The 22,837-nt window shown below is 53.4% G+C and carries 15 protein-coding genes; 6 read left to right on the top strand and 9 right to left on the bottom strand.

Annotated features, from left to right (window positions below; genetic code table 11):
* Nucleotides 1-615 precede the first annotated feature (615 nt).
* Nucleotides 616-2,553 carry an acetate--CoA ligase gene (gene acs / locus Kalk_RS16040; protein ID WP_101895215.1) on the top strand — a complete coding sequence of 646 codons (1,938 nt, stop codon included), beginning with the start codon at nucleotides 616-618 and terminating at the stop codon, nucleotides 2,551-2,553.
* Between the two features lie 152 nt (nucleotides 2,554-2,705).
* On the top strand, nucleotides 2,706-5,654 hold the full coding sequence (locus Kalk_RS16035; RefSeq protein WP_101895214.1) for a hybrid sensor histidine kinase/response regulator: 2,949 nt from the start codon (nucleotides 2,706-2,708) through the stop codon (nucleotides 5,652-5,654).
* 35 nt (nucleotides 5,655-5,689) lie between these two features.
* Here the strand turns inward: Kalk_RS16035 and smrA are convergent, their stop codons facing one another.
* Nucleotides 5,690-6,286 carry a DNA endonuclease SmrA gene (gene smrA, locus Kalk_RS16030; RefSeq protein WP_101895213.1) on the bottom strand — a complete coding sequence of 199 codons (597 nt, stop codon included), beginning with the start codon at nucleotides 6,284-6,286 and terminating at the stop codon, nucleotides 5,690-5,692.
* A gap of 303 nt (nucleotides 6,287-6,589) precedes the next feature.
* Between smrA and Kalk_RS16025 the strand changes: the two genes are divergently transcribed.
* On the top strand, nucleotides 6,590-7,276 hold the full coding sequence (locus Kalk_RS16025; protein WP_101895212.1) for a PEP-CTERM sorting domain-containing protein: 687 nt from the start codon (nucleotides 6,590-6,592) through the stop codon (nucleotides 7,274-7,276).
* A 62-nt stretch (nucleotides 7,277-7,338) separates the two neighbouring features.
* Here the strand turns inward: Kalk_RS16025 and mpl are convergent, their stop codons facing one another.
* Together mpl and Kalk_RS16015 are read right to left on the bottom strand one after the other, a co-directional pair.
* Nucleotides 7,339-8,697, bottom strand: coding sequence for a UDP-N-acetylmuramate:L-alanyl-gamma-D-glutamyl-meso-diaminopimelate ligase (mpl, locus tag Kalk_RS16020; protein ID WP_101895211.1), 1,359 nt, complete (start codon nucleotides 8,695-8,697; stop codon nucleotides 7,339-7,341).
* A 40-nt stretch (nucleotides 8,698-8,737) separates the two neighbouring features.
* Nucleotides 8,738-9,334 carry a hypothetical protein gene (locus tag Kalk_RS16015; protein ID WP_101895210.1) on the bottom strand — a complete coding sequence of 199 codons (597 nt, stop codon included), beginning with the start codon at nucleotides 9,332-9,334 and terminating at the stop codon, nucleotides 8,738-8,740.
* 183 nt (nucleotides 9,335-9,517) lie between these two features.
* Between Kalk_RS16015 and Kalk_RS16010 the strand changes: the two genes are divergently transcribed.
* Nucleotides 9,518-10,780, top strand: a complete 1,263-nt coding sequence (locus Kalk_RS16010; RefSeq protein ID WP_101896356.1) for a 6-phosphofructokinase — start codon at nucleotides 9,518-9,520, stop codon at nucleotides 10,778-10,780.
* A 6-nt stretch (nucleotides 10,781-10,786) separates the two neighbouring features.
* On the opposite strand, the gene Kalk_RS16005 is transcribed toward Kalk_RS16010, so the two are convergent.
* The 6 genes from Kalk_RS16005 to Kalk_RS15980 all read right to left on the bottom strand — a co-directional run bounded on the left by Kalk_RS16005 (nucleotide 10,787) and on the right by Kalk_RS15980 (nucleotide 18,534).
* Nucleotides 10,787-12,457 (bottom strand): class I adenylate-forming enzyme family protein, encoded by a 1,671-nt coding sequence (locus tag Kalk_RS16005; RefSeq protein ID WP_101895209.1) that lies wholly within the window; start codon nucleotides 12,455-12,457, stop codon nucleotides 10,787-10,789.
* Between the two features lie 28 nt (nucleotides 12,458-12,485).
* Nucleotides 12,486-13,418, bottom strand: coding sequence for an oxygenase MpaB family protein (locus tag Kalk_RS16000; RefSeq protein WP_233716666.1), 933 nt, complete (start codon nucleotides 13,416-13,418; stop codon nucleotides 12,486-12,488).
* 186 nt (nucleotides 13,419-13,604) lie between these two features.
* Complete coding sequence (locus tag Kalk_RS15995; protein ID WP_101895207.1) at nucleotides 13,605-14,213, bottom strand: TetR/AcrR family transcriptional regulator; 609 nt, start codon at nucleotides 14,211-14,213, stop codon at nucleotides 13,605-13,607.
* A 69-nt stretch (nucleotides 14,214-14,282) separates the two neighbouring features.
* Nucleotides 14,283-15,152 (bottom strand): formyltetrahydrofolate deformylase, encoded by an 870-nt coding sequence (gene purU / locus Kalk_RS15990; RefSeq protein ID WP_101895206.1) that lies wholly within the window; start codon nucleotides 15,150-15,152, stop codon nucleotides 14,283-14,285.
* A gap of 49 nt (nucleotides 15,153-15,201) precedes the next feature.
* Nucleotides 15,202-16,935 (bottom strand): bifunctional protein-serine/threonine kinase/phosphatase, encoded by a 1,734-nt coding sequence (locus Kalk_RS15985; protein WP_199767933.1) that lies wholly within the window; start codon nucleotides 16,933-16,935, stop codon nucleotides 15,202-15,204.
* A gap of 123 nt (nucleotides 16,936-17,058) precedes the next feature.
* A complete protein-coding gene (locus Kalk_RS15980; protein WP_199767932.1) occupies nucleotides 17,059-18,534 on the bottom strand; it encodes a NarK family nitrate/nitrite MFS transporter in 1,476 nt (491 codons plus the stop codon).
* Nucleotides 18,535-18,881: 347 nt separating this feature from the next.
* Here Kalk_RS15980 and Kalk_RS15975 point away from each other — a divergent pair, with 347 nt between their 5' ends.
* On the top strand, nucleotides 18,882-20,150 hold the full coding sequence (locus tag Kalk_RS15975; RefSeq protein WP_101895204.1) for an NAD(P)/FAD-dependent oxidoreductase: 1,269 nt from the start codon (nucleotides 18,882-18,884) through the stop codon (nucleotides 20,148-20,150).
* 25 nt (nucleotides 20,151-20,175) lie between these two features.
* Entirely contained in the window at nucleotides 20,176-22,827 is a 2,652-nt protein-coding gene (locus Kalk_RS15970) for a nitrate reductase (RefSeq protein ID WP_324772338.1), read from the top strand.
* Nucleotides 22,828-22,837 lie beyond the last annotated feature (10 nt).

Raw genomic sequence — 22,837 nt, 5'->3', positions numbered from 1 at the left:
GGCCCTGGCGAATCAGTTATGCGATTACAGGATTTACTCAAATTTACCCGGCTTTCCACATGGCTCTGGCCATGATGTGTCGAAAAGCTCGGAGCAATAAACAGACAGGACTGTTGTCTCATAATGCACCACCCAGCGTGACAATCGATCGCTTTTGTTATGATGAGCCATGCTTACTGCCCCTGCACGGTACGGTTCGGCCTGCTCCTAACGACAATTTCCGGTTGACATCCTGCATTAACCGAAAACTAGGCAAACACGCTATATCCGCTTTCCTCATGTCACCAACCACTATATCTTGTGGTTTCGAAATCATTCTAGTCAGCTTTAAAAGTTTAACAACCATTAATTTTGTGTTTTTTTACAAAATGTAACAGGCCAAAAAGGTATACGACGCATACCCCCCGCAACCGATAAGGCCTTAAAAGTTAGTGCCCCCTTATTTGGTTAATATTCCATCTGCCAAAAAAAATTGGCGGCGCCAGAGGTTACGCGTTGGACTAAAGGATAATTGCCATTTAAATGGCACAGGGGTAACGTTGCCCACTACATCTTGTGTTAAGCACAAGCAGCTATACGGAATACTACGATCAAGAAAACAGGAGCTTCGCTACCATGTACGAAATCAAGAATCATCCGGTGGATCCCGCCTACGCCAAAGATGCCAATCTCACGCTGGAGCAGTATCAGGCCTGGTATAAGGAATCCCTCGAGCAACCGGATCAGTTCTGGGCTGCCCGTGCAGAGCAGTTTCTCACTTGGTCCAAGCCTTGGAGCAAAGTGAACGAATACGATTTCAGCAAGGGCGAGGCCACGTGGTTCAAAGATGGCAAACTCAACGCCAGCTATAACTGCATCGATCGCCACCTGGCTACACGGGGCGATCAGGTTGCCATTATCTGGGAAGGCGACGATCCGAACGACGACGCCAAGATCACCTATAAAGAGCTTCATGAACAGGTCTGCCGTTTAAGCAACGCCCTGAAACAACGTGGCGTGAAGAAAGGCGACCGAGTCTGCATCTATATGCCCATGATCCCGGAAGCCGCCTACGCCATGCTGGCCTGCACCCGCGTCGGTGCGGTGCATTCTGTGGTGTTTGGTGGGTTTTCTCCCGAATCATTGAAAGACCGTATTCTGGATTCGGACTGTCAGGTGTTGATTACGGCGGATGAGGGAGTACGGGGCGGCCGCCACATCCCTCTTAAGGAGAACGCCGACAAAGCGCTGGAGCATTGCCCCGATGTCCATACCTGCCTGGTGGTAAAACGCACCGGCGGTGACATTGCCTGGCACGATAACCGCGATATCTGGTATCACGAGCTGATCGCCCAGATGAGCAGCGATTGCCCGGCGCAGGAAATGGATTCGGAGGATCCGATGTTCATTCTTTACACCTCCGGCTCCACCGGCAAACCCAAGGGCGTGATGCACACCACAGCAGGCTATATGCTCGGCTCTGCCATGACCCACAAGTACATTCTGGATTATCGTGAAGGGGATATTTTCTGGTGTACCGCTGATGTGGGCTGGATCACCGGGCATTCGTATATCATCTACGGCCCGCTGGCCAACGGTGCCACTACAGTGATGTTCGAAGGGGTTCCGACTTATCCGGATGCGTCCCGCTGCTGGCAAGTGGTGGATAAACATAAGGTCAATACCTTCTACACCGCCCCCACTGCCATCCGCGCACTGATGAGCCAAGGGGAAGGCCCGGTCAAACAATGCAGCCGCGCCAGCATCCGCCTGCTGGGCACCGTGGGTGAGCCCATCAACCCGGAAGCCTGGGAATGGTATTACAACGTGGTAGGCGAGGCTCGCTGCCCCATCGTGGATACCTGGTGGCAAACGGAAACCGGCTCGGTGATGATCGCGCCCCTGCCCGGCGCATTCACGCTCAAACCCGGCTCCGCCACCTTGCCCTTTTTCGGCATCGAACCGGCACTGGTGGATGGCGAAGGCAACGAACTGGAAGGTGCCACCGAAGGCAACCTGATCATCAAGCGCAGCTGGCCCAGCCAGATTCGCAGCGTGTACGGCGACCATCAACGCTGCATCGACACTTACTTCTCCACCTACCCTGGCAGCTACTTTACCGGAGACGGAGCCCGTCGTGATGAAGACGGCTACTATTGGATCACCGGCCGGGTAGATGACGTATTAAACGTATCCGGCCACCGCATGGGCACCGCCGAGATCGAAAGCGCGCTGGTGCTGCACAAAGCCGTAGCAGAGGCCGCCGTGGTGGGCTACCCTCACGACATTAAGGGTCAGGGCGTGTATGCCTATGTCACCCTGATGTCGGGCATTCAACCCTCGGAAGCGCTGCGCAAAGAGTTGCTGGATGTAGTGTCCAAGGAAATCGGAGCCATCGCCAAGCCGGATCTGATCCAGTGGGCGCCGGGGCTGCCTAAAACCCGCTCGGGCAAGATCATGCGCCGTATTCTTCGCAAGATCGCCGCCAACGAGCTGGATACCCTGGGGGATACCTCAACCCTGGCCGACCCATCTGTGGTAAATGACCTGATTGACAATCGCGCCAATCAGTAGCAACTTCCCCCTAAAGCTTGCCTGCCGTAGAGCCCCCCACACAACGGGATAACCTCTACGGCAGCACTCCATCCACTGCCGCCAAAAACGCCCCTTCGGCCGTCTACATAGGCTATATTTCTACATTAAGAGATCTATTCCGGAAACAGATTATGCAGTGTTCGCCTTGGACGCCGCCAACCAACGACGGCAAGGCCCCTTATTCGACGCTATTTCTGATGCTGTTGATGCTGTTGATGCTGTGCGGCCTCAGCACTCAAGCTTATTGCCAAATCACAATCCATAACCAATTCACCAGCCAGCCTGCGGGCCTGCACGCACAACTGTTCCTTGATCGCGAACACAGCATTCAACTCTACGATGCCATGACCCTGCCAGATGAGCTGTGGATCACCCCCCAGACTGAAACAACCTCGTTTGGGTTCAGCCCTGACCGGCTCTGGCTGAAACTGCCCATTGCCAACAACTCCGACCATACCCAGCGACTGGGCCTGGAAATCGCCTACCCGGTTCTGGATTTGATCAACGCCTACGTTACCCAGGATGGCTTCGTACAGGCCCAGTATTCCATGGGGGACACGTTCTATTTTGAGCAACGCCCGGTGGACTTCCGCAATTTCATCGTGCCTTTTCAACTGCCACCGGGCGAGACCATCACCCTCTATCTGAGTATCGACACAGAAGGGACTTTACAAGCCCCCATCACTCTATGGGATATGGATCATTTCTTTGAGAAACAACAACCCGCACTGGTGGCCCATGGGCTGTACTTTGGCATCATGCTGGTGATGATTCTGTACAACCTGTTTATCTACATCAGTATCCGCCACATTACCTACCTCTATTACACCGTTGCGGCACTCGCCTGTGCCACCATTAATGCCTCTATGCAGGGACTGGGCTTTCAATTTGTATGGGCATCCTGGCCGGAGCTGAATGCTGTATCCATACCTGCCAGCATCGCCGTGTTTGGTATCAGTTCTAAACTGTTCTCCATCACTTTGCTGAATATGCCCACCACCGCACCCACCCTGTACAAGCTCAAACTGGGCATTATTGTCGGTTATAGTCTGACGCTGATCAGCCTGTTCTTCATGCCATATCACAGCACCATTCGCATTGTGATGCTGGTGGGAGTGTGCAGCATCCTGTTGGGCACCTATACCGGCCTGTATCTCTTTCTTAAAGGTCATCGTATTGCCCGTTTTTATCTGCTGGCCTGGTCATGCCTGTTTGGGGCTTTGTTCCTCACTGCCCTCAGTAAAGCCGGCGTGATTCCCAGTTCTCATTTTATCGAACACTCGCTGCAATACGGCTCGGCGCTGGAAGTGATCCTGTTGTCCTTTGCGATGGCTGATCGCATTAATCAGGAGCGCACCGCCAAACGCAAAGCCGAACAGCTCGCCATAATAAGTGAGAAGCGCGCCAGCGATGAAGCCAGCCGCTACCTGGAATTGAAATATCAGAAAGAATTGGATGAACTGAAAACCCGCCAGGAAATCATTCAGGCCCAGGCAGAAAGCAAGGCCAAAAGTGAGTTTTTGGCCACCATGAGCCACGAAATTCGCACCCCCATGAACGGCGTGCTGGGTATGACTGAACTGCTCAGGGAAACGCACCTTGATCCAAACCAGCGCCATTATTTGAACGTCGTCTCCAGCTCTGGCAAGGCGCTGCTTAATATCATCAATGACATCCTGGATTACTCCAAAATCACTGCAGGCAAGATGGAGATCGAGCAAATCGATTTCGATCTGGATCAGCTGTGCCTGGAATGCGCCTCGGTTTTCTCCCTCACTGCCGAACGTAAGCACCTGGAGCTGGTGTCCTCACTGGAACCGGGCACCCCTGCGCTCATAAAATCAGATCCATCCAGACTGCGCCAAATCATCATCAACCTACTGGGCAACGCATTTAAATTCACCAATACCGGCCACGTCAGTCTGCGCGTCATGCAGCAGGATCCCCTCTGCGAAGGTCAACTCACCCTGCGTTTTGAAGTGCGCGACACCGGCGTGGGCATCGCGCCGGAAAAACAACAAATGCTGTTCAGCGCCTTCAACCAGTTAGGCAACAGTGTTTCCCGTGAATACGGGGGCACAGGGCTGGGGTTAAGCATATCAAAGCGTCTGGCCCATTTGATGGGCGGCCAAATTGGGGTTGAGAGCCGCCAGGGTGAGGGCAGCTGTTTTTGGTTCACCATACAGTGCCAACCGGCGGATGCTCAGTTCAGCAGGCAGCATATTGTCCCCCTGACATCGCTGGGAGCCTTAAAGTTACTGATTGTGGATGATTCGCCGGAGTTTACCCATGTGCTTCAGGAGCAAACCGCAGCCTGGGGTGCTCACCCGGAAGTGGCGCACTATGGCGAGCAGGCGCTGGAAAAACTGAAAGCCGCCACTGCGGCCGGAGCGCCGTTCAACGTTATCACTATGGACATGAACATGTCGGGCATGAACGGCCTTGAATGCGCCCGCCAAATTCACGCCGCCGGTGACATTGCCAACTGTTATTGCATACTGCTCACGGCCATGAATTCCACCCCGTCTCAACCGGAACTGGAGGCAGCCGGCATCGATATCGCCATGAAAAAGCCAGCCTCTGCCCACGCCCTGCGCCAAGCGATACTGAACCTGCTGCAAGGCCGCACCGAGCCGCAGGCCACCAATGGGCAGCTACTGAGCACTGCTTTCAATGGCAAAACCGTACTGGTAGCCGAAGACAACAGCGTAAATCAGCTGGTGATTGTGGGGATGCTGAAAAAACTGGGGCTGAAGTGTGAAGTGGCAGACAACGGAGAGCAGGCGCTGACGCTGTTTACACAACGGGCCAACCACTTCGACCTGGTATTTATGGATTGCGAAATGCCGGTGATGGACGGCTACAGCACCTGCCGTAAGATTCGAGAGCATGAAGCAAAACTGAACCTACCGCCCACTCCGGTCATTGCGCTGACCGCTCACGCCATGCCAGAACATAAGACCCGAGCCTTGGAGGCCGGTATGGATGCTCACATCCCCAAGCCTGTCGAACTGCTCACCGTCCAGGAAACATTGATCGAGTTTCTGATCTCAGACGACCCCGCCAGCCGCAGCGCCTGAAAAATCCAGCCAATTTCAATGCTCTAAGCCAAGCCTTAACGGCCTCGTAAATGGCGTTCGCGGTTGGCTTGCTTTTGCTCCTCATTCTTACGCAGCAAAATATAAACAGCCCCTGCGCCGCCATGCTGACGCTGAGCACTATGGAAGGCCATAACCTGTGGCAGGTTCGGCAACCACTTATTGACGTAGCTCTTTAGCAACGCCGGTTGCTGACTGCGATCCCCCTTGCCATGCAGGATCATCACGGTGCGCAACCCCAAGCGTGTGCAGTCCTTAATAAAACCAAATACCTCCTGACGAGACTGCTCCACCGTCTTACGGTGCAGATCCAGCACGGCGTCCACGCTGTACTTACCCAACCGGAGCTTGCGATAAACCCCCTCCTGAACGCCATCTCGCTTGTATTCCAGAATATCGTGAGGCCCCACCATCTCCACATATTCAGTGGTGAGTAGATTTTCATCCCGCTTCAACTCACTGGCCGCCGCCTCCCGACGGGCCAATTGGGCCTCCGTTGGGCCTGCGCTGGCCGGGCCTTGGCCAGAAGCTCGAGTGGACACCCGGTTCTGCACCAGCGGCTTAACACCCTCAAGCTCCTGCTTGAACAGAGCATCATCATCCAAATCCGCCATGACTATCGCCACCTGTTACTTCGATACGACTCACAATAATACTGTGACAAACCGCTCCCGGTAACCCATTTTGCACACACAACAGGGCAAAACAGGCCAAATCCTAATCAATTTTTGTGTCGGACAATTTTACATCACTTTCGAACCGAGCAGTCGATAACCAGCCTAAGCGCCTGTTTTCTGGGCTCTATTCATAGTTGGCCCGGTTTCTGCTTACTAATCCAGCAGTAGAACGGTCAGCTGAAGTAATTCGATGACCTGCCTGAATTCTGAAAATTGAAACGATTGACTTGGAGTTTACCCATGAACAAATTACTCGGTTCCATCGCCCTTAGCTCGGCTCTGCTGTCAGCTAGCGCGTTTGCTACCCCCCAATATACTGGCGTAACCTCCGCTAGCCTGACCAACAGTGACCTGACCACTGCCGGTTACTACATCTGGAGCGACGCTGGCAGCGCCGCCACCAGCTGGCACATCCGCTGGACCGGTATTGGCGTACCGCAGAACCCGGTTTCCTGGTACGGCTCCATCATTTTCGCCAACAGCGACCTGGGTGATGCCACTGAATATCAATTCGAAACTGGCGGCGTTTATGGCGACAGCCTGTACGAAACTTACAACAACCCATTCCTGGGTTTTGGTGACGGCGTGAGCTTCACTGCTGCGACCAACAACACTGGCGGCATCGACGGTATCGATTTCTACCTGAGCGACGAATTCGACCTGATGGGCTTCTCTCTGGGTTCCAGCGCATTCACTCTGACTGCTGATGACATCAACTACCTGGATGAAGCAGCTGAAGCCGCTACTGGCATCTTCATCGGTGGGGATTTCAACAACCCTGATGCTCTGGTTACCTACAACCCATTCGAAGGTGGCTACCGTTATCAGTTCGAAATTGCTGCAGTGCCTGAGCCTACTTCAATCGCTCTGCTGGGCCTGGGTCTGATCGGTCTGGGCGCTGCCCGCCGCAAGTCCAAAAAAGCCTAATAACATGCAGTAATAAAAAAGCCGACTCTCACGTCGGCTTTTTTTACATCCCACAAAAAAGCCTAACCAAATTTGGCTCGCAACCCTGTTAGCAGCTTCTGGTGTATTCCACCAAAACCGCCATTACTCATAATCACCACATGATCGCCTGCCTGGCAATCCTGCACCAACGCCTCCACAATCAAATCGACATCTTCCATAACCCTCGCAGGTACAGGGCTGGCATGCACCACCGGCTCCAGATCCCAGTTCATCCCTGAAGGCTGATACCAGATCACCTCATCCGCCGGGGCCGTAGCGGGTGCCAGATGGGGCTTGTGTACACCAAGACGCATGGTGTTCGAGCGAGGTTCAATCACCGCTATGATGCGGCCACTACCCACCTGCTTGCGCAACCCATCCAGGGTGCTTTTTATCGCCGTCGGGTGATGGGCAAAATCATCGTAAACCGTGATGCCCCCTACCTGCCCAAGCCGCTCCATACGGCGCTTCACACCGCCAAATTCACACAGAGCCTCCACGCCCTGCTCCGCCGTGACCCCCGCATGACGCGCCGCAGCCAGGGCTGCCAAACCATTGTTCACATTGTGCAGGCCGGTAAGCCCCCAGTTCACCGTGCCAAAGGCTTTACCTTCAAAAGACACCGCAAAGCTGGAGCCATCCTCTTTCAGGAGGTGGGCCTGCCAGCCCCGCTCACCAATCACCTGAACCGGCGTCCAGCAGCCACTGGCCAGCACCTCTGCCAGATACACATCCGACTGGGGATGTATTACCAGCCCGTTGCCCGGCACCGTGCGCACCACATGATGGAACTGCTTCTGGATCGCCTTAATGTCCTCAAAAATATCCGCGTGATCGTATTCCAGATTGTTAAGCACCAGAGTTCGCGGCAAATAGTGAACAAACTTGGAACGTTTATCGAAAAAGGCCGAGTCGTACTCATCCGCCTCAATCACAAAAAAAGGCTCTTTACCCAAACGGGCCGACACCTCAAAGTTCATGGGAACCCCACCAATCAGATAACCAGGCTCCAACCCTGCGTGCTCCAGAATCCAGGTCACCATAGACGAAGTAGTGGTTTTGCCATGAGTGCCGGCCACCGCGATCACCCAGCGCCCCTGTAGCACATGATCCCGCAGCCACTGGGGGCCGGAGGTATAAGGCAGCCCTCGATCCAGCACATATTCCACCGCCGGGTTGCCACGGGACATGGCATTACCGATGATCACCAGATCAGGGCTCGGCTCTAGCTGTGCAGGGTCATAGCCTTCGATCAGCTCAATGCCCTGCTCCTGCAGTTGTGTGCTCATGGGTGGATAAACATTGGCGTCAGAGCCCGTCACCCGGTGCCCTTGCGCCTTGGCCAGCAGCGCCAGGCTACCCATAAACGTGCCACAGATTCCCAGAAAATGAAGATGCATAGTTAACCCTGATTCGACGTATACGCTAGCAATTCAGCGCTTAATTAGATGTGTTATGTTGGCGCTCGGAATAAGCCTGATCCACCCCGGCACTGGACTGCTGCTCTGCCTGCTGCATGACTTCCGGCGGCAGAAACGAAAAGTTCAGTAAAAACACCAATAGCCAGATGCTGATGGACAACAGGTTTCCCTGCAAGCGCCCCAACCCCATAGATACGCTGTAAATTCTAGCCTTGATCAAAATATCCCAAATCAGCACCAACAGCATCACCAAGCGCCATATCGATCCCTCACCCTCCACTGGCGGATTGGTCACAATAAACACCTGAAGCGGTAAAACCAGGCAGCTCATCAACAGGTCCGTACCCAGACAAGCTGTCCAGGTTTGTACAAAACGCGCTTTCTGGCCCTTAAACCCTAAAATACCCCATATCATGGCCATCCACACGGCCAGCGCCAGCAGCATCCCCATGGCCTGCTCAACCAAATAATCCGCACTCAGCACCAGCATGCTGCCCAGCCCCAACGATACATTGGCCAACAGCAAAACCACCATCAGCGCCTGGGAATACGGCACATCCTGCGGCCCTTTCTGGAAACGACACAGCTGCCAGAACAGCACAAACAACGGCTTCAAATTGACTCCTAAGCCCGACGGGCAAGAACGGTGGGCAAACAAACAGTGGTGCATTGTGCCAAAAGCCGTGATGACTCAGCAACACAACATGAAAACAGCTTCCATTTCCTATATCATGCCGCGTTTATTGCAGGCCTGAAAGGCCACAGGTCTCAAACAAAAAAGGTTAGCTTGGGAGAATTCATGGCGACGAAAAACGCATTCTATGCTCAGTCCGGTGGCGTCACTGCCGTGATCAATGCCAGCGCCTGCGGGGTAATTGAAGCCGCACGCAAGCATCCGGACAAAATCGGCAAGGTCTATGCCGGTCATAATGGCATCATCGGCGCCCTGACTGAAGACCTGATCGACACCAGCCATGAAAGCGATGACACCATCGCCGCCCTCAAACACACCCCCGGCGGTGCCTTCGGTTCCTGTCGTTACAAGTTACGCAGCTTTGAAGAAAACCAGCGCGAGTACGAGCGCCTGGTGGAGGTATTCAAAGCCCATGACATTGGTTACTTTTTCTATAATGGCGGCGGCGACTCTCAGGACACAGCTCATAAGGTCTCCCAGATCTCCGAAAAAATGGGTTACCCCATCACCTGCATCGGCATCCCCAAAACCGTCGACAACGACCTCCCCTTCACCGACTGCAGCCCCGGCTTTGGCTCGGTTGCCAAATACGTAGCCGTTTCGATCCGTGAAGGTGCCCTTGACGTAGCCTCCATGTGCGAATCCTCCACCAAGATATTCATCATGGAAGTAATGGGCCGTCATGCGGGCTGGATCGCAGCGTCCGGCGCTCTGGCACGGGAGGAATCGGCAGACGCACCACAGATTATCGTATTTCCCGAAATTCCATTCGAGCAGGAGGCCTTTCTGGAAAAGGTGAAACACTCGGTAAAACGGGATGGCTTCTGCGCCATAGTGGTATCCGAAGGCGCCCAGCGTCGGGATGGCACCTTTCTGGCGGATTCAGGCGGCAAAGATGCCTTTGGGCATACACAGCTGGGTGGCGTAGCCCCCTATCTGGCGCAACTGATCAAGAAAGAGCTGGGGTATAAATACCACTGGGCCCTGTCAGACTACCTGCAACGGGCGGCCCGCCACATTGCCTCGGCCACCGATGTAGATCACGCCTATGCCATGGGGCAGGCTGCAGTTGAGTTCGCCATTGAAGGTAAGAACGCCATCATGCCCATCATCGTGCGCAACCCTGGCGAAGAATATTCATGGAGCGTTGGGCAAGCTAACCTGGCGGATGTAGCCAACGTGGAACAGAAAATGCCACGCGACTTCATCAGCGAGTGCGGGTTTGATATTACGCCCAAGTGTCGTGACTATCTGTTACCGCTGATACAGGGGGAATCCTATCCCCCTTATAAAAACGGTATTCCCATGATCGCCAAGATGAAAAAGATAAAAGTGGATAAGGTGCTGAACACCCATTTCAGCATCTAGAAAGCACTAGGTTACCCGCAGTGCTTTCTTATCTATCTTGCCCACGGAAGTAAGCGGGATGGCATCGACAAAGAACACTTCCTTGGGCACTTTGTAAGGCGCCATATTGGCGCGACAAAACTCAATGATGGCCGCTTTTTGCTTAGCATCGTTCCGTGGCTCGGCGTCATTGCGCTGCACATACACCTGCACCACATCGTTGCCGGGTCGCTCCTGATCCGGCCGCCCTACTACCGCACTCATCTCCACAAAAGGCAGAGACTGCAGCTTGGATTCCAGCTCCACAGAAAACACCTTGTAGCCACCAACGATCAGCATATCCTTACTCCGATCGCAGATTTTCAGATAGCCCTCTTCATCCAGAAACCCTATATCCCCCGTGTGCATCCAGCGCTTGCCTTCGTACTCGCGCAGGGATTCAGCGCTCGCCTCTGGCATGGCCAGATAACCGGACATCACCTGAGGGCCAGACACCACCACCTCACCCGGGGCTCCTAACGGCAGATTCTCACCGCTTTCGGGATCAACAATGCGCAAGTCGGTACCCGGCAGAGGAATACCCACGTATCCTGGTTTGAAGGCACTGGCCGGGTTCAGAGTCTGCACCGGCGCTGTTTCCGTCATACCGTACACTTCGCAGAATTTTCCCGCTCCTACCACCGCTTCCAGACGTTTTATTTCATCAACACTGAATGGCGCTGCACCGGAAACCGCCACCCGCAGCGACGACCAGTCCAACTGCTGGAAGGCTGGAGCGTTCACCAGCATCTGGAACAACGCAGGTACATTCGCCAAAATAGTGGGCGGAAATGATTTCATCTCCTGACAAAACTGTTCAATGTTGCGGGGATCTGCAATCACTAAGAATGTCGATGCGGTACACAAGGCATTAAACAACACTGCCGCACCACCGATATGAAACAACGGGAACGCAGAGGCCACCGTTTCCTTACCTTTGCGGTAACCGTAAAACACATCGGCCTGAATATTATTGGCAAGGATATTACGGGATGACAATTGTGCACCTTTGGGTTTACCCGTGGTGCCACCGGTATACTGCAGATACAGCACGTCATCCAGATCCACTGCTACCCGTATATGGCCAGTGTCCGCCCGGGCCAGCACAGCGTCCAATCCCTCCACCGCAGCATCACCCAACTGAGTTGTGCAGAGTGTTGCATTCGGCATACCCGGCAACATCTCCGTCGCACTGGAGACGATCACCGCTTGCAAGCTGGGGATCTTACCCGCCAACGCAGCCTGAGTTGCGTTAAAGATGGCATCCAGAGTCAGTAAAACCTTGGCTTTGGCATCGTTGCATTGGTGAATCACTTCTGGCGGCGTCAATAACGCCGACACACTGGTGACTTTCATACCGATACGGGCAGCGGCAATCAATGCCAACACATACTGCGGCGTGTTGGGCAACTGAATCGCCAGCACATCTCCCTTCCCGGCACCCGTCGCCAGCAAGCCGTGGGCCAGCTTATCCGCCAGATGATCCAGTTCGGAATAAGAAATGGTGACGCCAAAGTACACTAACGCAATGCGATCAGCATACTCCTGACCATAAACCCGGATGTAATCCGACAACGTCATTTCCGGAACCGGTGGCAACGCCTCCCAATCCACACCCAACCGCTCATAGGTTGAAAGCCAAGGCCGAGGATACGGCATAATCATCATTCCTCTGCAGTTACTAAAATTACGAGATCACCAACTCATTGGTATTGGTATCGGTATAGTCATGCTCATACGCATCCGGATGGTTGCGGGAATCCTTAATGGCTTTCCAGGCAAGCGGGATGTAACGCATGCGCTCAGGCACCAACGGGTAGAAGGTACGCACAGCCCAAGCAAACAACTTAAAGAAGCGTTGATCGGATTTAGTGTATTCGACATTAAACTTGCGGCGGAAATTCTGCGGCAAAGTCGCCACAGTCACCTTATGCATCAACCACCCCATGGTGCCCATCAACAGCCTGAAAATAGGCATGGGCAGGTATTTCATTTCTTCCGGGCGTGGATAGTTTCCATAGAAAGCGGGATCCATCAGATCGTCCAGCACCTCGCCCCAGATCAGGCGTTCCTCAATGATGTAGTCGAAGTGCTTCCAGTATTCGTCTTCGGTTTGGGGAATGTTGCGATCGGGAATGCCCAGCAAAGACCCCATCTGCTTCCATTCATCAAATATCCTCGCCCGCTCTTCACGACTGACCGGACGACCGAAATATTCGAACATCCGCAGCGTGGCATCAAAGCCTGTGATGTGAACCCAGGAATAGGCCTCGGGATCCAAGGCATGGTATTTGTTGCCGTCTTTATCGACGCCTTTGATCTGACGATGCATCTCCCGCAGACGGTGGCCCATCTCAATGGCTTTCTCCGGGCGCGAATAAACAACAGGCCACAACAGCTTTACCGAACCCTTGGCTCGCCCCCAGGGATCGTACTTGTATTTTTTATCCTTGGAGACGGCAGCGTCTATAACTGGATGCGCCGACTGCAAGACAAAGGCCTGAGGTAGCATCAAGTGAAACAGATATGATCCAAAATCCCGCCACGTGCTGGATTCCGGGCCCAGTGGTTGCGGGGCGTTTTTATGTTGTTTTTCCTGTACCTGGGCAGCTTGATTCACTGTTCCCTCCTCAAAAGCCATTACGAAAACCGATTACCGAGACAAAATACAAATTATGTCTTATGGAATCGAAAATCAAGCCTTTTCTTGGCGGCCACCGACTCAAGCTCATATCGCGCGCGCAGCAATATCTCGGCAAACCGATCAGGCTGCCAAGATATTGATATCTAGTTTAGACTATATAAATCAGGGAGTTAGAAGTGGGCGAAGATAATTTTCAACAAACTGACGCAGACTCTTTTCGCTGGCAGGATCAATTACACCCTTGGGGCTCAGCATCAACGACTGGGTAAGACGCAGCAGCATTTCAGCGGTAATTGCCGGGTCACTGGCCTTGATGTGGCCCAGTTTCTGGCCGCGCTGCAGCTGCATGGAAAGGTATTGTCGAGCGAACATCATGATGGCTTCGAAGTCGGTGGTGAGGTACGGAAGCACATGATCAGGCTCGGATTTAAGCAGACGCTGCAACAACTCGTTGGCATTGATCAGGCCACAAAACTGCACAAACGCCTCCAGCAGCCCATCCAATGCAGAATTCATATCTCTGATGGCGTTTTCAATGATCACCAGATGGCGCTGCAAATCACGCAGTATTACCGCCTTGAACAGATGGTCTTTCTCACTGAAGCGACGGTACAGAGTAGCCCTGCCCATCCCCGCCTGTTTGGCCACATCTTCCATGGTCGTGCGGCGTAAGCCGTATTCAATGTATAGTGATCGGGCGCTATCCAGAATCCGTTGGTTAGTGCTGTCCTCATCCTCTTTTAGCAGGGCTGCAGGTATCTCAAGATTCACGCTGAAACATTCCTATTCTGTACTGTCGCTGTTTATTATCATTATATGCACGTGGAGCAATGCTAGATTCTAGTCGAAAATAACGGTCTTGTTACCGTGAATCACCACACGATCCTCCAAATGGTAACGCAAACCCCGCGCCAGCACGATTTTTTCCACATCTTTACCCAACCGCACCAGATCCTCTTTGTTGTGGCGATGATTGATGCGCCCGACATCCTGCTCAATGATAGGGCCCTGATCCAGATCCTCTGTTACATAATGGCAAGTGGCACCGATCAGTTTTACCCCTCGGTCATAGGCTTGGTAATACGGGTTTGCCCCTACAAACGAAGGCAGAAAACTGTGATGGATGTTGATCACCTGGCCTGAGTAGCGGTTGCAGATCTCCCCCGGCAGAATTTGCATGTAACGGGCCAAGACAATGGTTTGTGCTGCATATTGCTGCAACAGCTCATCCACTTTATGGAAATGGGGTGATTTATCGGTTTTGTCTGCCGGTACATGATGAAACGGAATATTGTGCCATTCCACCATGCTGCGCAGGTTATCGTGGTTGGCAATAACAGCAGCAATATCACAATGCAGTTCACCACTGTGCCAACGATACAACAGATCCGCCAAACAGTGGGAAGCGTGGCTGGCCAGAATCACCACTTTCTTGCGCACGCAGGAGTCTGTAACAAACCAGCTCATTTGGAATTCATCCGCCAGCACTGCAAAGCGCTTCTTGAATTCATCCAGACTCACATTGAGGGAATCTGCACGGATCTCATTGCGCATAAAGAACCAGCCGGTTTGTTGCGCCGAGCTGGCTGGCTCTGAATGATAGCTGGCCTCAGTCAACCAACCTTGGTGAGCACTGATAAACTCACTGACTTTGGCGACGATGCCTACCCGGTCTGGGCAACGGATTACAAGGCGATAGGATTGTTCCATGATCACTGACTGACTGGTTACACTAGGGTGCGCCAGTATATACGGTTTCTTATCTCAGCCACAGGGTGAGGGTCACCAAATTGGTCAGCACCAGCCCCAAGGCACACCAGCGCCAGAAGCGGGCCGGGTCACGTTCCAGCAAAGGGCGCTGCTCCACACTAAGAAACGCGGGGTTGGGATGCTTCAAATCATGCACGAATTCCGACAGCGATTCGTAACGCAGATCGGCATTGGTTTGCAGTGCCTTGCGCAGGGCGCCATCCAGCCACACCGGCACCATTGGGTTGCGCTTGTACGCAGGAACGTACACCAAATCCAGAAAGTCCGATACGGTACTGGCCTTTTGGAAGCGCTCTCCGAATGGATGATGCGCTGTCAGCATTTCATACAGCACCATCGCCAACGAAAATTGGTCGCTTTTTTCTGAGCGGGGCCGCTGCAAACGATACTCCGGCGCAGAGTAATCCAGCGTACCCAAAGCCCGCTCCCGATCAAAACTGGTGGCAATTTCATCCACCCCCGCCACATAAACCGAGCCAAAATCAATAATGACGGGGTCATCGCCTTTCATCACAATATTATCGGGCTTGATGTCTTGATGCAGAGTTTCGCGACGATGGAATGTGCGTAAGCCCTGTACCAGTTTAACGGCAGCATCCACCACCCAACCCACATCCAGAGGCCCCTCTTTCTCAATCAATGCAGCCAGTGAAGGGCCGGGCAGGTCTTCGGTAAGGTAATACAGAAAATGGCGATTGCTGTCTGACTCAACAACTTTCACCACATAAGGGCTGTCAATGCGGCGCCCCACCCACTCTTCCATAATGAAGCGCTCGATGTAGGCCACATCGTCCACATAATTTACTGATGGCGTCTTCATCACCGCCAGCTGGCCTGACTCCTCATTCCGCACTCGATACAACTGACTGCGCTGACTGGCATGGATCTGTGCCAACACCCGCCACTGATCCAGTTTCAACCCCACTTCCAACTCAGGCGGAAAGGGCAGCAAGCGCAAGGTATGCAGCACGTCCTCATTGGTTTCCTGCCCCAACTTATCCACTCGCACCAACTGACAGGACAGATTGTCTGTGCTGCCATTATCAAGGGCACGCCGAACCAATTCAGCAGCGGTCACCTCAAGCTCCGCGGCATCGGCGAGCATAACATCACGCATATTGCGCGGATCAATGAATTCGTGCACGCCATCAGTCGTCAGCAAAAACAGATCACCAGGCAGAATGTCTACCACCTTCAGATCCACATCCAAATTCAGATCAATACCCAAGGCTCGTGCCAGATAACTTTGCGAGGAGGAGATGCGCGCAGTGTGATCGCGGGTTAGCTGTTCAAGATTGCCATCGCGCAAACGCCAGACTCTGGAATCCCCCACATGAAACACATAGGCAGAACGTGACTTTAAGATCACGCAACTAAAGGTCGTGATATAGCCTTTCTCAGCATTCAGAAATTTCTGGCCTTGGCCGTACAGCCAGCGGTTAAGCGCTGTCAGAACTTTGTGAGCGGACTGCTTAACACTCCAGGAATCCGGCGTAGAATAATAATCATTGATAAAACTGGTGACAGCGATATCAGAAGCTTCCTTGCCCGCCTCTGCCGCACTAACACCATCAGCGATGGCCACCACAATGCCCTTGCGAGACAACATCGAGCCTTCTGGTATCTGGATCGCCATGCTGTCTTCATTTTGCGGTTTTACCCCCGCAGTGGTGTGTTGCGCAGCGGTAACTACCAACTGATTCTTGATCTGTTCCAGCGTCATGGTGGTGGTTTACTCACGAAAGCGTTCAGTTCGTCGACGTAGTCGTCACAACGTAAATCCCAATACAAAGCGGGCCGCTATCAGGCGGCCCGCACAATCAACTCAGTACAACCTGTTACCGAATCAGCTTACTTCAATCAGCTGCACAGTACCATCGGGCAATACTTCGGTCATGTGCCCTTCCGGTTCTTCCACAAACTGCACCAGAATGAACACCAACGCAGCACAACCTGCAATCACCATAAAGAACGTAGAGGCATCTACAAACGAAAGTACCGTCAAAAAGGTTACCGCTCCCACGTTACCGTAAGCACCGGCCATACCGGCTATCTGCCCAGTCATGCGACGCTGCACCAAAGGCACCATGGCAAACACTGCACCTTCACCGGCTTGCACAAAGAAGGAGCAACACATGGTGGCCGCTACCGCCACCCATATCCACCAACCGCCATCGATCTGACTTAAAACCAGATAGCCCACGGCCAACCCTGCAATCAAAATGCTCATGGTTTTCTTGCGACCGAATTTGTCACTGATCCAACCACCACCAGGGCGTGCTACCAGGTTCATAAAGGCAAAGCCTGATGCCAACAAACCCGCTTTCACTGCATCCAATCCAAACGTATCCATAAAGAACAGGGGCAGCATAGATACCACCGCCAGCTCTGAGCCGAAGGTAACGAAGTAGGCCCAATCCAATACAGCAACTTGCTTGAACTTATAGCCCTGAGCCTGATCCTGAGGCTGTGGATCGGTAAACAGATGGCTGTTCACTTTATAGATTTGTGTTACCTGGAATATAAACAGTGCAACCAAGCCAACCCACAACGCAATTGAAGTGCCGCCATTGAGCAGTTTCAAATTATCTGGCCCCAACTTCCAGGTCAGTACCGCCAACGCCACATACATAGGTACGTTCATGAGCAGATAGAAATAGAAGTCCTTTTTAGAAGACACTTCCAAACCGCCTGACTTCTTGGGTTTGAAATAAGTAGAGCCCTTCGGAGTATTGCGCGCACGGAAATAGAAAAATACACCGTACACCAATGCAATTGCACCGGTAGACGCAACCGCATAGCGCCAACCTTCAGGCCCACCGTATAACAATGCTAACGTTGGCAGGGTCATCGCTGCAGCGGCAGAGCCGAAGTTACCCCAACCACCGTACACGCCCTCTGCCAGGCCCACTTGCTTAGCCGGGAACCATTCGCTTACCAGGCGGATACCAATGACAAAACCGGCACCAACAAAGCCCAATAGAAACCGGCTCAGCGCCAGCATTTCGTAGCTGGTAGAAGAAGCAAACAAAAAGCAGATGAATGACGACGCAATCAACAAACCACTGTACACATGACGGGGGCCAAACTTATCCACCAAAATGCCCACAACGATCCGCGCAGGAATGGTCAATGCCACGTTCAAAATCATTAATGCCTTAACCTGCTGCTGGGTCAGATCAAAGGTTTCTTTGATGGCTGCCAGCAAAGGCGCATGGCTAAACCACACAACAAAGGAAATAAAGAACGCCACCCATGTAAGGTGCAACGTACGAATGCTGGGATCTCTAAAGTCCAGCACATTCAATTTTCCGTTACTCATCATCCACTCCTGATAAATTGACGAGCAGCACGAAGCAACCGCCATGCCATCACTGGAAAAGTGCACAAATTAAGGCTAAACCGCATCTATTTGGGCGCTTAGAGCAAGCCAGCAACCTAAAAACGTTCACTATAAGTGCGACCAACAACCAAAATCGCACCATATTGCCGCCTAATAAAAATTGCAAAATCATCACAACGCACCAGCAACAGACACTATTGATGCCTGCAAACACCATATGAGTGCATTTCAGGAAATAGACCCCGGCTCAACGGGGCCCTTCCCCTGCTGGCACAAGGCTTGCTCATATCCTGTTAATTCAATCGTACTGTTGTGAGGCCTGGCCTATGAAAGCGATTACTGAATGCAGCAAGCCAAAGCTGGTGTTTGTGGGTAACGGCATGGCTGGCACCCGCACCATTGAGGAACTGCTCAAACTGAATGCCGACAAGTATGACATCAGCGTCATCGGCGAAGAGCACATTGGTAACTACAACCGCATTATGCTGTCCCCTGTACTGGCAGGCGAAAAGACCATTGAAAACATCATGCTCAACGATGAAGACTGGTACCGGCATCATGGCATCACCTTCTATAAAGGAGAGCAAGCCACCGCCATTAACCGCAAACAACGGATCGTCTCTACTGCAAGCGGCAAACAAATCCCCTATGACCGTCTGGTGCTGGCTACCGGCTCAGTGCCATTTCGCATCCCTGTGCCAGGCCACGACCTTAAAAATGTGCTGACCTTTCGGGACATTAAAGATGTCAACGCCATGCTGGAACTTACCCAACAGAAACAACGGGCAGCGGTCATCGGCGGTGGTTTACTCGGCCTGGAGGCTGCCAACGGTCTACGTAAACAAGGTATGGACGTAACCGTTGTTCACACCGCAGACACCCTGCTGAATCGACAACTGGACGCGACTTCCGCCCGCCTGCTACAGAAATCCTTGCGTGCAAGCGGAATCCATTTTTTGATGAACACCGCCACCGACTCCATTCAAGGTAATGAACTGGGCGAAGTAACCGGCTTACGGTTCAAAGACGGCTCCAGCCTGCAAGTCGATATGGTCGTAATGGCCACCGGCGTCACACCCAACATCGGTCTGGCAAAAAGCTGTGGCCTACATTGCGAAAAAGGCATACTGGTCAACGATGTAATGCAAACCTTTGACCCCGCCATTTACGCTATAGGTGAGTGCGTACAGCATCGGGGGCAACTATTCGGCTTGGTTGCACCCACCTTCGAACAGGCACGGGTATGCGCAAACCATCTGGCGGAAATGGGCATCGCCCGCTACATACCCAAAGCGCAGGCCACGCAGTTAAAAATAACCGGAATTCACGCGTTTTCTGCCGGTCAATTCAAAGAAACCGACGATAATCAGGTCATAACGTATTTTGACACCGAGCTGGATCACTACAAAAAACTGGTAATAAAAGACAACAAGCTGGTAGGGGCGGTTCTTTATGGCGATACTCAGGATGGCGGTTGGTTCTTTGATTTGATACAACAGCAAACGAACATCAACCCCATTCGCGATCAACTTATTTTCGGCAAGGATTTCTGTCAGTGGCCGACGCAGGCCGAGAACCTGCCCGCAGCCGCTTGACCACTCAAACATGGCAAACAACCCGATGATGAACAGAAGTACCTGTGCTTATTGTGGAGTAGGCTGCGGCATTGAAATACATACCGATACCAACGGTAGCCACAGCGTAAAAGGCGACAACCTGCACCCTGCCAACTTTGGCAAACTGTGCTCCAAAGGCACTAACCTTGCCCGCACCCTAACCCAGGAAGGCCGCCTGCTGCACCCCATGATCAATGGTCTGCGGGCCAGCTGGCCCCAAGCCACCGACTACGTTGCCAGCGAATTTAAGCGCATCATCAAAGAACACGGCCCCGATTCCGTTGCCTTCTATGTATCAGGGCAACTTCTGACAGAGGATTACTACGTTGCCAACAAGTTGATGAAAGGCTTTATCGGCAGCGCCAATATCGACACCAATTCACGCCTGTGCATGTCCTCGGCAGTATCCGCCTACAAGCGCGCCTTCGGGGAAGACTGCGTTCCCGCCTGCTATGAAGACTTGGAACTGGCAGACCTCATTATTCTGACTGGCTCTAACACAGCCTGGTGCCATCCCATCCTGTTCCAGCGCATTAAAGCCGCTAAACAGCAGCGGCCCCACATGAAGGTGGTGGTGATTGATCCACGCCGCACCGCCACCTGCGAGATCGCCGATTTACACCTGCCAATCAAACCCGGCACCGACGTTGCCCTGTTCAACGGCCTGCTGAGCTTCTTGCATGAACAAGGGAAAACCGATAGCCACTATATAGAACAACACTGCGACAACTTCGATGCTGCCATTAACAGCGCCCGCAACGATGGAGCCAGCCTGAACCAGATCGCGCAACGGTGCGACCTGCCCACAGCAGATATCAACCGCTTCTATCAATGGTTTGCAGAAACCGACCGCACCGTAACCTGCTTCTCCCAAGGCATTAACCAATCTTCCCAGGGCACCGACAAAGGCAATGCCATCATTAATTGCCACCTGGCCACTGGGCGGGTGGGCAAGCCCGGCGCCTCCCCCTTCTCACTCACCGGACAACCTAACGCCATGGGAGGGCGAGAAGTGGGGGGGCTCGCCAACCAGCTGGCCGCCCACATGGAGTTCAATGATCAGCACATTGATCAACTGCGTGAGTTTTGGAAATCGCCTAACCTCGCCCGCCAGCCTGGGCTTAAAGCCGTCGATCTGTTCAATGCCATCGAAGCCGGAACCGTTAAAGCCCTGTGGATAATAGGCACCAACCCTGCCGTCAGCCTGCCCAACGCCAGCTTGGTAGTACGAGCCCTGCAACGGGCAGAATTGGTTGTGGTATCGGACTGCATCGCCAGCACCGACACCACCCAACATGCACATGTACTGCTACCTGCCACCGGCTGGGGAGAGAAAGACGGCACCGTCACCAACTCCGAGCGCCGCCTGTCACGCCAACGTGGCAGCGTGGACCCGGCCGGTGAAGCACGCCAGGACTGGCGCATCCTTACCGATGTGGCTCACGCCATGGGCTTTGGCGAGCACTTCCCCTATAAGCGCGCCGCCGATGTATTTCGAGAACATGCAAAACTGAGCCACCAGAATCGTAACAGCCCGCGCTTGTTTGATTTAGGGGAGCTAGCCGACCTGACAGATCAGGCCTATGACGACCTGCAACCTCAACAATGGCCTATCCGCGCGGGTCAAGGTACGCCTCGCCTATACGGGGATGGCAGATTCAGCACCGATAACGGCAAAGCACGTTTTACCGCCGTACGCTGCCAGGGCGTGAGCCATCCGGTTACCCCTGAATGGCCCATGGCACTGAACAGTGGCCGAATTCGGGATCAATGGCACACCATGACCCGCACCGCACTGGCTCCCCCACTGAACGCCCATAAACCGGAGCCGTTCGTCGAAGTTCACCCCAACGATGCCGCTCGGCTTTTATTAATCAACGGCCAGCTGGCCCGCATCCAGTCACCCTGGGGCACAGCCATTCTTAAAATAAACGTCACCGACAGCGTGCGTTGCGGCGAATTATTCGTACCCATGCATTGGAATAACCAGTGGGCCCGTGGAGCCCGCATCGGTGAGCTGGTCAACCCCGCGGTTGACCCCATATCCGGCCAACCTGAATCCAAACACACCCCCTGCCGAATCGAACCCTGGCACCCCCAATGGAGTGCAGTCATGCTCTCCAGGGAGAACCTGCCCCTGCCTGATTGCCAATACGCCGCAAAGATAAAAGGGCAGGCGTTTTATCGTTATGAACTGGCGGGCGACAACCCCCTGGACACCACACAAGAAATGATGGCCACCCTTGCCCATGCGCAGCAAGAACCCACTATTCGATACCATGACGCACAACAGCAAAGCCTGCGTTGCGCCTGGCTGGATGAGGCAGGCCTGAAAACTTGCCTCTACATTGGCCCCGGTTCAAGCCGCTCCGTCAGCAGCGCAGATCGTAACTGGCTCGCCAGCCTGTTCACCAGCAGCACCCTAGGCACGCTGGAGCGGAAAGCACTGCTGTCGGGCAAAAGCCCAGCCGGTGTTGAGGATTGTGGTCGCACCATCTGCGCGTGCTTTGGCGTAGGGGAAAACACCATTCTGAAAGCCATCCGGCAGCACAAACTGACTGACGCCAGTGAAGTGGGTAAACACCTAAAAGCCGGCACCAACTGCGGCTCCTGCGTTTCGGAAATCAAAACACTGATTGCCGCTAACAGCCCCTGACGATGCACCG

This window comes from Ketobacter alkanivorans (genome assembly GCF_002863865.1).
Lineage (GTDB): Bacteria > Pseudomonadota > Gammaproteobacteria > Pseudomonadales > Ketobacteraceae > Ketobacter > Ketobacter alkanivorans.
Note: the sequence above shows the minus strand (reverse complement) of the source record. Positions and strands in the feature narration are given on the sequence as shown.

Coding starts and splice junctions, on each gene's coding strand:
- acs (WP_101895215.1), top strand. CDS start 616: ATGTACGAAATCAAGAATCATCCGGTGGATCCCGCCTACGCCAAAGAT.
- Kalk_RS16035 (WP_101895214.1), top strand. CDS start 2,706: ATGCAGTGTTCGCCTTGGACGCCGCCAACCAACGACGGCAAGGCCCCT.
- smrA (WP_101895213.1), bottom strand. CDS start 6,286: ATGGCGGATTTGGATGATGATGCTCTGTTCAAGCAGGAGCTTGAGGGT.
- Kalk_RS16025 (WP_101895212.1), top strand. CDS start 6,590: ATGAACAAATTACTCGGTTCCATCGCCCTTAGCTCGGCTCTGCTGTCA.
- mpl (WP_101895211.1), bottom strand. CDS start 8,697: ATGCATCTTCATTTTCTGGGAATCTGTGGCACGTTTATGGGTAGCCTG.
- Kalk_RS16010 (WP_101896356.1), top strand. CDS start 9,518: ATGGCGACGAAAAACGCATTCTATGCTCAGTCCGGTGGCGTCACTGCC.
- Kalk_RS16005 (WP_101895209.1), bottom strand. CDS start 12,457: ATGCCGTATCCTCGGCCTTGGCTTTCAACCTATGAGCGGTTGGGTGTG.
- purU (WP_101895206.1), bottom strand. CDS start 15,152: ATGGAACAATCCTATCGCCTTGTAATCCGTTGCCCAGACCGGGTAGGC.
- Kalk_RS15985 (WP_199767933.1), bottom strand. CDS start 16,935: ATGACGCTGGAACAGATCAAGAATCAGTTGGTAGTTACCGCTGCGCAA.
- Kalk_RS15980 (WP_199767932.1), bottom strand. CDS start 18,534: ATGAGTAACGGAAAATTGAATGTGCTGGACTTTAGAGATCCCAGCATT.
- Kalk_RS15975 (WP_101895204.1), top strand. CDS start 18,882: ATGAAAGCGATTACTGAATGCAGCAAGCCAAAGCTGGTGTTTGTGGGT.
- Kalk_RS15970 (WP_324772338.1), top strand. CDS start 20,176: ATGATGAACAGAAGTACCTGTGCTTATTGTGGAGTAGGCTGCGGCATT.